We start from the raw sequence: 13,100 nt of genomic DNA, 5'->3' as shown, positions 1-13,100 counted from the left end.
GGCGGTCGCGGTCTCGGCGGCGCCCTCGGCGCGGGCGGAGCCGGTGCGGCCGGGGCCGGCGGCCGCGGTGCGGCGGGCGCGGGCGGCATGATGGCCCCCGGCGTCGCGGGCGGCGGCCAGCGTCCGGGCGGCGAGGACAAGGAGATGGAGCGCCAGTTCTGGATCGCCGAGGACGAGGACGTCTGGGGCGGCGGACCCGAGGACGAGGAGACCGACCCGTACGCGTAGCCCGGATCCCAACCGCCGCAAGCCATTTCAACGCAAGAGAAACCGGAGTCCCAATTGTTCAGTGAGGACAAGATCGCCGAGCAGCTGGCCGACGCGCGCGCCGAGTTGAGCGCCGCCGCCCAGACCCAGGCCGGCCCGCCCGAGCCCGTCACCGTCGAGAACGAGAAGGGCCGCATCCGCGTCACCGTCGGCTCGGACGGGCGGCTCACGGAGCTCATGGTGAGCGCCAGGGCGATCCGGGACGGCTCGGACGATCTCGGCCCGCAGCTCATGCAGCTGGTCAACGAGGCGCTCGACAAGCACCGCGAGCACCAGTCGACCGAGGAGCCGGTGCCGGACCTCAACGCGATCAACGAGCGGTTCGCGGAGATGCAGGACCGCTCGCTGCGCAACTTCGCGGCGATGAGCCAGCAGATCAGCGAGACGATGGCGAAGCTGCAGAACCGGAACTCATGACCGCGCCGGGGCTCGACCGCTGAGCTGCGGCCGGGCCGGCCTACTGCGGCGGCACTATCTGGTCGACCGCGGCCGAGATGAGCGCCGCCGCCCGGTCCTCGCCGAAGACGTCAGGGAGCGTCAGCCGCTCCAGGATGAGCCAGTTCAGCGACAGGTAGAGCATCACGACCGTGTCCGCGTCCCCGGGCATGCCCGACTCCAGGTGGAAGTCGATGTTCTCCTGCACGTTCTCCCGGATCTGCTTGGTGAGCACCTCGCGCAGCTCGGGGCGGCGCGTGGCCTCGAGCCGCAGCTCCAGCATCGCCAGGTACCCCGAGCGGAAGTTCGTGATCCGCTCGACCATCTCGTGCATGAGGCGGTCCACGGACTCGCGCGTGCGCGGCAGCGCGAGCGCCTCGCCCACCACGGCCGGGCCCGGGTCGAGCCGCTGGAAGACGCGCTGGCCGGCCTGCGTCAGCAGCGCGTCCCGGTTCGCGAAGTAGTTCGAGGCGGTGCCCACGGGCACCGCCGCCTGGCCGTCGACAGCCCGGAACGTGAGGCCGCGCGCCCCCTGGTCGGCGAGTACTTCTATAGCCGCATCGATCAGGGCCGTCCGGCGTTCCGGGTTCTGGCGCATGTTCCACTCCAAGGAGTTGACACCACTTCGGGTGTAGTGGTAAGTTCAAACCACTTCAATCATAGTACTTCAAACGGAGTGTGTATGCGCAAGCAGAACCGCGAGCTCACCTACTACATCGGCACTTCCCTCGACGGCTTCATCGCCGGGCCGAACGACGAGATCGAACCGCTGATGGCGTTCCTCGACGTCCATGAGGCCATCAAGGAGGAATGGCCGGAGACCGTCCCGACCCACATCCGCCCCGCACTCGGGATCGCCGACGCGCCCAACCTCCACTTCGACACCCTGGTGATGGGCAGGCGCACCTACGACCCGGGCCTGGCCGTGGGCGTCACCAGCCCGTACTCCCACATGGAGCAGTACGTGTTCACCAACAGCCTGAGCGACGACACCGACAAGGACGTCAACTTCGTCTCCGGTGACCCGCTCGCCCTCGTGCGCGACCTCAAGGCGCGCGAAGGCAAGGGCATCTGGCTCTGCGGCGGCGCGAACCTCGCGTCGGCCCTGGCCTCCGAGATCGACCAGATCATCGTGAAGCGCTACCCGGTGCTCTTCGGCGGCGGCATCCCGATGTTCGCCGGCGCTTATGAGCCGGTGCCCTTCACGCTCACCGAGAACCGCGTCTTCGAGTCCGGAGCGGCGATCCAGACCTACCGAAAGGCCTAGCCCCCTTGGCGAACCGAACCCTGACCTACTACATCGGGACCTCGCTCGACGGCTTCATCGCGGGCCCCGGCGGCGAGTTCGACGCCCTGCCGATCGAGCTCGACGTCGCGGCCGCGATGAACGCCGAGCGGCCGGAGACGGTGCCGACCGCATTCCGCGAGGCCGCCGGCCTCGCCGACGCCCCGAACCGGCTGTACGACACCGTGCTCATGGGCGCGGGCACCTACCGGGCGGGCGGCACCCCGAGCCCGTACGCCCACCTGCGCCAGTACGTCTGCTCCCGCACGCTGGAACCGAACGGGCACGTCGAGGTCGTCGCCGGTGACCCCGCCGCGTTCGTGCGCGACCTCAAGGCGCGCGAAGGCAAGGGCATCTGGCTCTGCGGCGGCGGGAGGCTCGCGGCGGCGCTCATCGGCGAGATCGACGAGATCGTCGTCAAGCGCTACCCGGTGCGCTTCGGCGGCGGCATCCCGATGTTCGCCGGAGCCTACGAACCGACGACCTTTAGGCTCACGGGGAACCGCACCTTCGATTCAGGGGCGGCGATCCATACCTACCGGAAGGCCTAGCCCCGTGTCCCTCCTCCAGCTCCTCGCGCTCCTCGCCTCCACCCTCAGCGCCGGCCTCATGGCCGGGCTCTTCACCGGCTTCTCCTACGCGGTGATGCCCGGCCTGAAGGTCCTCGACGACCGCGGCTGGATCGCCGCGATGCAGCGCATCAACAAGGTGATCCTCAACGGCTGGTTCATGACCGCGTTCCTCGGCTCCGTGCTCTTCACCGGCGCCGCGCTCGTCCTGAACTGGTTCTCGGACGACCGCTCCGCGTCGCCGTGGATCCTGCTCGCCCTCGTGCTGGCCCTGGTCATGTTCATCGGGACCGCCGCGGTCAACGTGCCCATGAACGACCGCCTCGAAGCCGCGGGCGACCCGGCCGCCATCAGCGACCCGGCCGCGCTGCGCGCGAGCATCGAGTCCCGCTGGACCGCCTGGAACACGGTGCGCGGCGTGGCCTCGCTCCTGTCGCTCCTCGCCCTCGCCTGGGCCCTGGTCGTCCACGGCGGCAACTCCTTAGCGCACACGAAAACGGGGCGGCCATCGCCGGCCGCCCCGTTCTGCTTGCGCCGCTTAGCAGCCGATGCTGCCGAAGCGGTCCTTGACCACGTTCACCACGGACGGGCGGGGGAGGACCCCGTTCGGCCCGTCGGGCCACTGCGAGGCGGGGGTCTCGGCGCTCGCGCCGTCGACCTCGCCCGGGTGCTGCACGGCGACCAGGATGTGGCGGTCCTGGACGACCGGGCCGCAGGTCTCCGCGCCGAGCGGCACGGTGAGGAACTGCTTGGTCAGGCCGCGGGTCGAGCCGGTGAGCGAGACGCCGAAGAGGCCGTCGTTGGTGCCCAGGGCGTTGCCGTCGGTGGAGATCCACAGGTTGCCCTGCGGGTCGAACGCGACGTTGTCCGGGCACGAGATCGGGCTGACCTTCTCCTTCGGGTAGCCGGAGAAGTAGGTGCTCGGGTCCTCGGGGTCGCCGCAGACGAGCAGCAGCCGCCAGCCGAACGTCACCGCCGCGACGTCGCCGTGCCGCTCCTCCAGCTCGAGCACGTGGCCGTGCTTGTTGCTGTTGCGCGGGTTGGCCTCGTCGGCCGCGGCCCTGCCACTGGTGCCGCGCTGGGTGTTGTTGGTGAGGGCCGCGTAGACCTTGCCGGACTTCGGGTTCACCTCGACGTCCTCGGGGCGGTCCATCTTGGTCGCGCCGACCTTGTCGCCCGCGAGGCGCGTGAACACGTACACCTCTTCGGCGGTCATGCCGTCCACGAAGGACTCGTCGCCGCTGGCGAGCTTGATCCACTCGCCGGAGCCGTCGAAGGCGCCGTCGTCGGGGAGCGCGCCGGTGCCGTCGATCTCGCCGGGGCTGTCGCCGGTGAACTTCGCGACGTAGAGGGTGCCCTCGTCGAGGAGCTTGCGGTTGTGCTCGCGCGCGCTGCGGCTGGAGCCGGACTTCATCCTGTGCTTGGAGACGAACTTGTACATGTAGTCGAAGCGCTCGTCGTCGCCCATGTACACGACCACGCGGCCCTGGCGGTCCACGCGCGGCCCGGCGCCCTCGTGCTTGAAGCGGCCCAGGGCGGTGCGCTTGCGCGGGGTCCAGTCGGGGTCGTACGGGTCGAGCTCGACGATCCAGCCGAAGCGGTTGGGCTCGTTGGGCTCCTGGAGCACGTCGAAGCGCGGGTCGTACTGCTCCCACTTGCGCTCGCTGGCGTTCCCGGAGAGGCCGTAGCGCGCGAGGCGGGCCTTCGCGGTCGCGTCCGCGACCTGCCCGGCGTTCGCGAAGTACTGGTTGAAGTTCTCCTCGCCGGAGAGGATGGTGCCCCACGGGGTGACGCCGCCGGCGCAGTTATTCAGCGTGCCGAGCGCCAGGGCGCCCTCGGCGTCCGCGGTGGTCTTCAGCAGGTCACTGCCCGCCGCCGGTCCAGAGAGGACGAACTCGGAGGTGGCGGTGACGCGGCGGTTGAGCTCGTGGCCCACGACCGGGGTGAGGTCGCCGGAGTTCTTGTCCTCCTTGAGGACCACCACGGACAGGCCGTGCGAGGCCCAGCCGATCTCGACCTGCTCGCGCGTGGGGGCGGCCGAGTCGTAGCCGTAGTGCATCATCGACTCGCTGGTGTACTCGTGGTTGGCGACGAGCACCTTGGAGCGCCGCTCGCCGGGGAGGTCCAGGAGCGCCAGGAAGTCGCAGTTGTAGCCGAACTGGCCGGCCGCGTCCTCGGGGGTCTGCGCGGTGGGGTCGAACTCGTTCACGCCGTCCAGGATCGGGTCGCCCCAGCGGATCACGATCTGCTGCTCGTACCCGTCGGGGACGGTGACGGCGTCGTCCCGGTTCGGTTCCACGGCGTCGAAGCGCAGGCCGCGCGGCACCGAGCCCCAGAACGCGGAGGACTGGGCCCCATCGCTCTCGGAGGCGTACGCGGCGCTGCCGAGCGCCCCCGCGGCGCCGGCGCCCGCGGTCACGACGACACCGGCCTTGAAGACGGAGCGGCGCGAGACGGCCGAGGCGATGAGGTCGCCCATGTAGGGGTTGTCCGAGGTGTTCGGCACGGGGTGGCTGCAGGCGTCGCCGCAGCGGTAGAGGCAGGTCAGCTGCGAGCGGCCGCCGATGTGGTCGGACAGGAGCGGCAGCTTGCGCCGCTGGGCGGCGTCACGACGATTCATTTGGGACTCCTATGGCAGTACGTCCGGAACCAGGATCGCCGATGCGCGGTGTCGGGGCGGCGGATCGGCGCGTTCCGACTCCGGAGGCTATGCGCCGCGGGTACCCCGCCCGCCAACCGTAAGTGAACGGGAAATGAAGGAGCGCTCTCGGATTGCGCACCCCCACCGGATTTCGGAAGCGTTTTCAGCGGCTTTCGGAAAACCGGGCGTTCCGCAGCATGAGACCCCTGTAACGGTAAACGACTGCCGCGGGTAGCCTGGCCGAAAACCTTTTCCGCCCCTTTCGCACCGCCACGTCAGAAGGAACCGCCATGCCCGCTCCGCACCGGACCTCCCTCCACCTCGCCGACGTCTCGATCGCCGACGAGTTCTGGTTCCCGCGCCGCGAGACCGTGCGCACCCGCACCATCCCCCACCAGGAGGCCCGCCTCCGCGAAGGCGGCCAGTTCGAGGCCCTGCTCCTCAAGCCCCGCAGCCACGACGGCGACGACCGCGAGCGCTTCCCCATCTTCTGGGAGTCCGACGTCGCCAAGTGGATCGAGGCCGCCAGCTACGTCCTCGCCTCCGGCGAGCACCCCGAACTCGATGCCGCCGTCGACAAGGCGATCGAACTCCTCGCCGGAGCCCAGCAGGAGGACGGCTACCTCAACAACTACTTCACCGCCGTCAAACCCGGGAAGCGCTTCACCGACCTGCGCGACGCCCACGAGCTCTACTGCGCCGGCCACCTCATCGAAGCCGGCGTCGCCCACTACGAGGCCACCGGCAAGACCACCCTCCTCGGCATCGTCCGCCGCTACGCCGACCTCATCGGCCGCGAGTTCGGCCCCGGCGGCGCCTGCGAAGGCGGCTACGACGGCCACCAGGAGATCGAACTCGCCCTCGTCAAACTCCACCGCGCCACCGGCGAGCGCCGGTACCTCGACCTCGCGCTCCTCCTCACCGAGAACCGCGGCCGCACCCCGTTCTACTTCGACGCCGAAGCCGAGCGCCGCGGCGACACCGGCTACTTCGGCGGCCACATGAGCCCTGGCGGCGTCTTCGTCCGCAGCAGCAGCCGCGACCGCGAGTACAACCAGTCCCACGCCCCCGTCCGCGAGCAGACCGAGGCCGTCGGCCACGCCGTCCGCGCCATGTACCAGTACAGCGCCATGGCCGACCTCGCCCTCGAACTCGGCGACCAGGGCCTGCGCGAGGCCTGCGAACGACTCTGGGACGACCTCGTCGCCACCAAGCTCTACATCACCGGCGGCATCGGCGCCGACCCCTCCATCGAGGGCTTCGGCGAGCCCTACGACCTCCCCGACCACACCGGCTACGCCGAGACCTGCGCCGCCATCGGCCTCGTCTTCTGGGCCCACCGCATGATGGCCCTCACCGGCGAGGCCAAGTACATCGACGTCCTCGAACGCGCCCTCTACAACGGCGTCCTCTCCGGCGCCTCCGCCGACGGCACCAAGTACTTCTACGGCAACCCCCTCGCCAGCGACGGCACCGTCGAACGCAGCGACTGGTTCGACTGCGCCTGCTGCCCGCCCAACCTCGCCCGCCTCCTCACCTCCCTTGAGCAGTACGTCTACGTCGCCGACGCCGACGGCCTCTACGTCAACCTCTACGTCACCGGCACCGCCCGCCTCGCCCACGCCGGCCAGCGCGTCACCGTGGCCCAGGAGAGCGACTACCCCTGGGACGGGCGCATCACCCTCAGCATCACCGAAGCCGAAGCGCCCCTTCCCATGACGCTGCGCCTGCGACTGCCCGAATGGGCCGACGGCGCCACGGTCTCCGTCAACGGCGCACCCGCCGACCACCGCACCGAGCACGGCTACGCGGTCCTCGACCGCACCTGGACCCGGGGCGACCGCGTCGAACTCACGCTGCCGATGGCCCCCGCCCTGGTCCGCGCCGACCCCCGCGTCCTCGCCGCCCACGGCAAGGTCGCGATCCAGCGCGGCCCGATCGTCCACTGCGTGGAGGAGATCGACAACGCGGCCCCCGTGCCGCGCCTCCTCATCGCCCGCGGCGGCGAACTCCGCACCGAGCACGTTGACGGCCGGGACGCGGTCATCGCCGAAGGCCTGGTCGACGGCCCCGCCGCGGACGGCCTCTACAGCGACAAGCCCCCGGCGGCCGAACCCACTGCGATCCGCACCGTCCCGTACTACGCCTGGGCGAACCGCGGCAAGGGCACGATGGCGGTCTGGATCCGCGAGACTCCGTAACGCATTCACCGGCGTCTTGTCGGTGCCCTGTGGCAGCCTGGCCGCATGGCATACGACAAGGCGCTGGCCGACCGGGTGCGCGAGATCATGGACAACCGGCCCTACGTGACCGAGAAGAACATGTTCGGCGGCCCGTGCTTCTTCGCGCACGGCAACATGGCGGCGGCCGTCCTCGGCGGGGGCGGCGCGATGATCCGCGTCGGCCACGACGACTTCGCGGACCTGCTCCTGGAACCCGGCGCGGAACCGATGGTCATGGGCGGGAACGACTCCAAGACGTGGATCCGCATCGACGAGTCGGTGTGCGCTTCCGATGAGCAGCTGCGCCCGTGGATCGAGCGCGGTCTCGCTTATGCGGAGTCCTTGCCGCGCAAGTCCTTAGGTGGCCGCCATCTCAAGCTGAGGTCCTTGCCGCCGGGGAGAGCGGCAGCGGCAGGCGCTTGAGGTCGCCGGCGGTGTAGAGAGCGGCGGGCCGGCCTCCGTCGCGAACGGTCGTCTCTCCGGTCGGCCGCAGGAAGCGGTCGATGCGGGTGACCTTGCGGTGGAAGTTGCCCGGGTCGATCTTGGTCTGCCAGACGATCTCGTAGACCCGTCGCAGCTCGGCGATGGTGAACTCGCCGTCGCAGAAGGCGGTCGCGTCGGTCGTGTACTCGAGCTGCTTGCGGGCGTGGTCGACGGCGTCTTCGAGGATGTCCACATGGTCGAATGCCAAGGGCTCCTTGAGGGCCTGGTCGACCGGCAGCCATTGAGTGGCGGCGGCGTCGCCACCGGGTCGGTCCAGCCCGGGGTTGGGGACGAGGGCCGTGTAGGCGACGCTGATGACGCGTCGCCGCGGGTCCCTGTCCGGGCGCGAGTAGACCCCGATGGTGTCGAGTCTCGATGCCGATTTCGGCACCCCGGTCTCCTCGAACAGTTCCCGCGCGGCCGCCTGCTCCACGGTCTCGTCGGCCTCGACGAACCCGCCAGGCAGTGCGAGCTGCCCTCGGAACGGGTCGTTGGCACGCCGGATGAGCAGGACCGAGAGCGCGCTGTCGCGGATCGTCAGGATCGCCACGTCGGCCGCCACCAGACTGTGCGGATTCGTGCTGTCGCTCAAGGTAATCCCCTTATTGACATCTTGACAATTACGGGCGGGTCGGCATACGCTCGTTCTTGTTGTTATCTCAACAATAACTGATCTCGTCAAGGCCGCGACCGTCGATCCGGATCCGAGCGGCCCCGCCGCCCTCTTGGAGGCGCCATGACCGACCTGCCGACCGCCGTGCTCTGCACGCCCATCGACCTCGAACGAAACGCGGTCCTCGACCTTCTCGCCGGGCACCGGTTCACCGACCACGAGGTCGACGGTGCCCAGTACCGCGAGACCGAATTCGAAGGGCCCAAGGGGATCTGGAAGCTCGTCCTCGCCATGGCCGGCCGCGGCAACGAACGTGCCGCCGCCTCCGTCGAGCACGCGCTCGCCACCTGGCGCCCGCAGATCCTCATCCTCTGCGGCATCGCCGGAGGACTCCGCGACGCCCGCATCGGCGACGTCGTGGCCGCCACCAAGGTCTACGGCTACGAGGTCGGCGAGGACACCGACGCCGAGACGCTCCCTCGGCCCGAAGCCCTGTCCACCTCTTTCCCATTGCATCAACGCGCGCAGCTACTCACGGAGGACGCGTCCTGGGCCATCGCACTCGACGGTCGGCCGCGGGTCTTCCACCGCCCCATCGCGTCCGGGGCGAAGGTCATCACCGGCAACGCTTCGGCCGCCGCCGAGCACATTCGGCGTTACAGCGGCGACGCCCAAGCCGTCGACACCGAGAGCTTCGGCGCCATGGCCGCCGCCGACCGTCGTCGCACGGTCGAGGCCACGGTCGTCCGCGGCATCTCCGACCTCCTGGGCGACAAGACCAAAGCGGCAGACAAACTCCGCCAGCCCATCGCCGCCCGCAACGCCGCCGCCTTCGCCCTCGCCCTCATCGCCCACTCCAAGCCGCATCGCGCCGACATCCGCCGCCTCGCCGGCGGCGTCAGCAACACCTATATAGGAGCGGTCGGCGACGGCGTCACCGCCAACATCGCGGCAATGGGGGACAACGCTCACGGCCGCATCGACATCGAGTACCAGAAGTGAGCCACCCCGCTTCACCGAGAAAGGCGCCACCTATGTCCGCACCGCAGGACGTCCCGCCCGCGCGGCTGCATGGCGATCCGCCCACGCTGGCACTGCATCGGCCGGGCGACACGCTGCCACCGACGACACCGCCCAGCGCTTCACCGCAGGCGCCGAACGGCACACCGGGCACCCTCCGCTCGCCCGACGGACCGCCGCACCCCCCGCCGCCGCTCACCGCTGCCGGGGCGCGGGTGAACCCGCTGCCTCCGACGGGGCCGCTCAAGCGCAAGAACGCCGCGACCCTGCACCTCTGCGCCGCCGCCTACCTCGACCGGAGGTTCCGCGACCGGGTGATCGACCACGTCTACCGCCGACCCGATCGGGCCGTCGCCCCGAACCCGGGGACGGACGCGGTCCCGATCCTGCGGCACGTCCTGCGCTCGCGCGCGATCGATGCCGCCCAGCAGACCGTGCTCGCCGGGCTGCTGCTGGTGCTCGTCTTCACATCGGAGTACAGCAAGCTCGAACTGGTGATCGTCCTGCTGCTCTGGGCCTTCGTCGGGCAGCTCGTCGCGGTGGGCACCGCATCGTCGCACCCGCTTCGCTCCGCACGCCAGGGGCGCGCAGTGCGGCGGCTCGTCATCGGCGTGGTCGTCACCGCCGCCGTCGTCGGCGCATGGTTCTACCTCGCGAGGGCGTTCCCTGAGCAGGTGGGATTCGAGGTCGGGTTCGAGGAATACCGGTCTCAGGGCATGCTCCATGAAGCCGGCTACGCCTGCGTCGGGTTCGGCGAGCTGTACGACCCGCTCTTCGTGGACTGCGCCGGGTACGGCTCCGAGTTCGGCTTCGTGCCCGGGTTCACCGGTGCGGTGGTCTGGTCGGCGGTCCTCGGCGCACTCTCAGCGCTGTTCGGCGCCTTGCGAGGGAGGCTTCTCGCCACGATTCCGGCCGAGCTCGAACCGATGCGGCCCGCGAATCGGAGGGTTCACTACATCGGGGAGTCGCAGCGGTCCACCGTGGTCGTCTACCAGGCCGGGCGACAGCCGTTCGCCGGGTCGGGGCCGACGCTCGAAACCTGGAACTTCGCGATGGCGCTGCGGCCCGCCGCAGGTCCGGCGGGCGGCGAGGCGGCGATGTCGATCGATCCGTTGAGCCTCAACGCCCACATCAGGGACCGGCTCAACAGGCTCGCCGCTGACTCATCGTCCGCCAGGAGGCTGCCGAGCCTTGCGGTGAGCGACCACCTCTACGTCTCCGACCGCGAGCTCGCGGACCTCGCAAGGTACCCGTACGAGCTGGTGCGTTCGGGCTACCCGTTCCAGACCGTCGAGCAGTTCCAGCAGGACCCGACGACGCCGGTGCGCCACCATCTGCGGTGCGAGGCGGCCTCGTGGGACGGGGAGCTGGTCACGTCGGTCTTCGTCCATTTCGCCCTCGAAGGGGAGAGCCTCTACCTGGAGTTCACCGGTTGCGTACTGTCGCCGACGAGACGGGAGTACCAGGTCTTCGGATACCGGGCGCGCTCGAAGCGGGCGATGACGCTGCTGGGGCTGGCGCGCGGCGCGGCGGTCATGCCGGTCGCGTTGCTGCGCAGTCCGATCGACACGATCAGGAACCTGGTTCAGGCGGTCGAGGCGATCGTTCGGAACTCGGGGAGGAGAAAGCCGAAGGCCGGGGACAACGGAGCCTTCTACGGCATCCGTGAGCTGGGCGCAGGCGCGTTCGAGCAGAACCACTTCCAGGGCCGCGACGCGGTCAAGTACATGAAGATCCTCGAACGCCAGATCCTCGACGCGCTCACCGAGTACCTGCGCGAGCGCAACGTGGACACCTCCGAGCTGGAGGAGCGCGTGACTGCGATCGTCAACAACGGGGTCGTCAACTACGGCGAACTCAATGCCGGCGCGATCGGCAAGGGCGCCAACGCCAATGTCGGATCGATCGGCCGCGGCGCCCGTGGAACGGCGAGCGGAGGGTGAGGGTGCTCGGGCTCGTCGACCGCCACCAGGGTAGACGGGTTCGGCTGAGGGCCGGGGCGGGTTCGCCGCCCCGGCCCTCGGCTGCGGTGGGTCCGGCCGGTGTGCCGTTCGGAGCGGCCCGCGCTAGTCCAGAGCGATGGTCAGGTTCGCCGTGCCTGCTTCGTCGAGCTGGAAAGCGGCGTTGCGGTCGGCGACCGTGACGCGGTAGTCGCCGAGGAAGCCGTTGAAGTGGAGGCGGCCTTCGGCGTCGGTGGCGAGGGTGGTGGCGGGGGTGCCCCACTCCTCGTTGACGAGGTGGTGGAGCCGGTCGTAGGAGGGCTTGGGGGTGCCGTCGAGGCGGACGAAGCCGCCGGGGGCGCCGAGCCACATGCCCTTGTCGAACATGCCCCAGTAGGTGACGGCCTCGACCGAGGGGTGCGCGAGCAGGGTCCGGTAGTGGCGTTCGATCTCGTCGGCCTGGCGGGCCTCGCCTTCGGGGGTCGAGGGCCAGGAGTCGACCACGTGGTCGTTCAGGTCCTCGATCTCGGGCGGCATGATCTCGCCCGACAGGATCGTGGTCTCGGTGAAGTGGATCGGGAGGCCGTAGCGGGAGAACCGGTCCAGGATCGCCTCGGTCTTCTCCTCGCCCCAGTAGCCCTGGTGCATGTGGCTCTGGAGGCCGAGCGCGTCGATCTTGATGCCCGCTTCGAGGACGCCCTCGATGAGGCATTCGTAGGCGGCGGACATGTCGAAGTCGTTGAGGAGCAGCGTCGCGTTCGGGCCGGCCTCGCGGGCGGCGTCGAAGACCATGCGCACCATGGGGATGCGGCCGATGTCGCGGCAGATGCGGGTGATGCCGTTGTCGTACTTGTCGAAGATCGGCATGATGACGACCTCGTTGATGACGTCCCACATGTCGATGACGCCGGCGAAGTCGCCGACCTCGCGCTTGATCCGCTCGACCTGGACGCGGGCGATCTCCTCGTTGTCGAGGTCGAGCAGCCAGTCGGCGCTGACGGTGTGCCACGCGAGCGGGTGACCCTTGACCGGGTGGCCGCGGTCGGTGAACCACTGCGCGGCCTTGCGCAGCGGCTCGGTGGCGGGCTTGCCGCGCTCGGGTTCGAAGCGGCCCCAGTAGAAGGGCAGTGTGGCGAAGTTGAACAGGCCCTCCCACAGCTCGGCGTTCCGGGCGTCGCCCTCGGGGTCGGCGGCGGTGCCGTTGGCGTGGTCCATCAGCTCGAACCCGGTGCACCCGAACAGGAACTTGTGCCTGGTCTGCTCGAGCTGGACCTCGCGCCCGGCGAGCGGCTCGCCGTCGAGCGTGAGCGTGATGGTCGCGTCGGCGCTCCGGTGCTGCCTGATCCGATCGTCACTGAAAGTTTCAGTCATTTAAGGGCTACTTTCCATGGAAGTTTCAACGCCCTGTATTCCAGCAGCCCCGCGCTCGCGAGTCAAGCCCCCGCAACCTCGCCAGCGAGGAAACAAGGCCCGACTCGCGGGCGAGTTGCGGTCGAGGGGTCGGCTCGGCGCCGGCACCAGCTCCTCGCCACGGGAAACAGCACTGAGGCCGCCGCGCTCGAAGAGCGCGGCGGCCGCAGTCGGTACGTTGCGTGTGTGCGGGCGATTGCAGTGGCCGGCGTGAT

11 protein-coding genes and 2 pseudogenes are annotated in these 13,100 nt (G+C 69.8%); 9 read left to right on the top strand and 4 right to left on the bottom strand.

Annotated features, from left to right (window positions below):
* Positions 1–228, top strand: a pseudogene (locus tag O2L52_RS20995) (hypothetical protein); the annotation flags it as partial.
* A gap of 54 nt (positions 229–282) precedes the next feature.
* On the top strand, positions 283–684 hold the full coding sequence (locus O2L52_RS20990) for a hypothetical protein (protein WP_270117996.1): 402 nt from the start codon (positions 283–285) through the stop codon (positions 682–684).
* Positions 685–724: 40 nt separating this feature from the next.
* Here O2L52_RS20990 and O2L52_RS20985 read toward each other — a convergent pair whose 3' ends face one another.
* Positions 725–1,300 carry a TetR/AcrR family transcriptional regulator gene (locus O2L52_RS20985; protein WP_270117994.1) on the bottom strand — a complete coding sequence of 192 codons (576 nt, stop codon included), beginning with the start codon at positions 1,298–1,300 and terminating at the stop codon, positions 725–727.
* A gap of 84 nt (positions 1,301–1,384) precedes the next feature.
* Here O2L52_RS20985 and O2L52_RS20980 point away from each other — a divergent pair, with 84 nt between their 5' ends.
* The 3 genes and pseudogenes from O2L52_RS20980 to O2L52_RS20970 all read left to right on the top strand — a co-directional run.
* Positions 1,385–1,969 (top strand): dihydrofolate reductase family protein, encoded by a 585-nt coding sequence (locus O2L52_RS20980; RefSeq protein WP_270117992.1) that lies wholly within the window; start codon positions 1,385–1,387, stop codon positions 1,967–1,969.
* A gap of 5 nt (positions 1,970–1,974) precedes the next feature.
* Positions 1,975–2,538, top strand: coding sequence for a dihydrofolate reductase family protein (locus tag O2L52_RS20975; protein ID WP_270117991.1), 564 nt, complete (start codon positions 1,975–1,977; stop codon positions 2,536–2,538).
* Positions 2,539–2,596: 58 nt separating this feature from the next.
* Positions 2,597–2,938, top strand: a pseudogene (locus tag O2L52_RS20970) (anthrone oxygenase family protein); the annotation flags it as partial.
* Between the two features lie 156 nt (positions 2,939–3,094).
* On the opposite strand, the gene O2L52_RS20965 reads toward O2L52_RS20970, so the two are convergent.
* Positions 3,095–5,176 carry a PhoX family protein gene (locus O2L52_RS20965; protein WP_270117989.1) on the bottom strand — a complete coding sequence of 694 codons (2,082 nt, stop codon included), beginning with the start codon at positions 5,174–5,176 and terminating at the stop codon, positions 3,095–3,097.
* Between the two features lie 311 nt (positions 5,177–5,487).
* Between O2L52_RS20965 and O2L52_RS20960 the strand changes: the two genes are divergently transcribed.
* Complete coding sequence (locus tag O2L52_RS20960) at positions 5,488–7,398, top strand: glycoside hydrolase family 127 protein (RefSeq protein ID WP_270117988.1); 1,911 nt, start codon at positions 5,488–5,490, stop codon at positions 7,396–7,398.
* 45 nt (positions 7,399–7,443) lie between these two features.
* The gene (locus tag O2L52_RS20955) at positions 7,444–7,842 is read left to right on the top strand and encodes a TfoX/Sxy family protein (RefSeq protein ID WP_270117987.1); all 399 of its coding nucleotides are present in this window, start codon (positions 7,444–7,446) and stop codon (positions 7,840–7,842) included.
* Here the strand turns inward: O2L52_RS20955 and O2L52_RS20950 are convergent.
* Positions 7,793–8,494, bottom strand: a complete 702-nt coding sequence (locus O2L52_RS20950; protein WP_270117985.1) for an NUDIX hydrolase — start codon at positions 8,492–8,494, stop codon at positions 7,793–7,795. The two genes, O2L52_RS20955 and O2L52_RS20950, sit on opposite strands and share 50 nt — an antisense overlap.
* 144 nt (positions 8,495–8,638) lie before the next feature.
* Here O2L52_RS20950 and O2L52_RS20945 point away from each other — a divergent pair, with 144 nt between their 5' ends.
* Entirely contained in the window at positions 8,639–9,517 is an 879-nt protein-coding gene (locus O2L52_RS20945) for a 5'-methylthioadenosine/S-adenosylhomocysteine nucleosidase family protein (protein WP_270117984.1), read from the top strand.
* A 32-nt stretch (positions 9,518–9,549) separates the two neighbouring features.
* The gene (locus O2L52_RS20940) at positions 9,550–11,478 is read left to right on the top strand and encodes a hypothetical protein (RefSeq protein WP_270117983.1); all 1,929 of its coding nucleotides are present in this window, start codon (positions 9,550–9,552) and stop codon (positions 11,476–11,478) included.
* A gap of 123 nt (positions 11,479–11,601) precedes the next feature.
* Here the strand turns inward: O2L52_RS20940 and O2L52_RS20935 are convergent, their stop codons facing one another.
* Positions 11,602–12,846, bottom strand: a complete 1,245-nt coding sequence (locus O2L52_RS20935) for an endo-1,4-beta-xylanase (protein WP_270117982.1) — start codon at positions 12,844–12,846, stop codon at positions 11,602–11,604.
* Between the last annotated feature and the right edge of the window lie 254 nt (positions 12,847–13,100).

Source organism: Glycomyces algeriensis, assembly GCF_027622855.1.
Classification (GTDB): Bacteria; Actinomycetota; Actinomycetes; order Mycobacteriales; family Micromonosporaceae; genus Glycomyces; species Glycomyces algeriensis.
Note: the sequence above shows the minus strand (reverse complement) of the source record. Positions and strands in the feature narration are given on the sequence as shown.

Excerpts from the sequence above, each read along its gene's own strand:
- O2L52_RS20985 (WP_270117994.1), bottom strand. The coding sequence starts at position 1,300 with ATGCGCCAGAACCCGGAACGCCGGACGGCCCTGATCGATGCGGCTATA.
- O2L52_RS20980 (WP_270117992.1), top strand. The coding sequence starts at position 1,385 with ATGCGCAAGCAGAACCGCGAGCTCACCTACTACATCGGCACTTCCCTC.
- O2L52_RS20965 (WP_270117989.1), bottom strand. The coding sequence starts at position 5,176 with ATGAATCGTCGTGACGCCGCCCAGCGGCGCAAGCTGCCGCTCCTGTCC.
- O2L52_RS20960 (WP_270117988.1), top strand. The coding sequence starts at position 5,488 with ATGCCCGCTCCGCACCGGACCTCCCTCCACCTCGCCGACGTCTCGATC.
- O2L52_RS20955 (WP_270117987.1), top strand. The coding sequence starts at position 7,444 with ATGGCATACGACAAGGCGCTGGCCGACCGGGTGCGCGAGATCATGGAC.
- O2L52_RS20945 (WP_270117984.1), top strand. The coding sequence starts at position 8,639 with ATGACCGACCTGCCGACCGCCGTGCTCTGCACGCCCATCGACCTCGAA.
- O2L52_RS20940 (WP_270117983.1), top strand. The coding sequence starts at position 9,550 with ATGTCCGCACCGCAGGACGTCCCGCCCGCGCGGCTGCATGGCGATCCG.
- O2L52_RS20935 (WP_270117982.1), bottom strand. The coding sequence starts at position 12,846 with ATGACTGAAACTTTCAGTGACGATCGGATCAGGCAGCACCGGAGCGCC.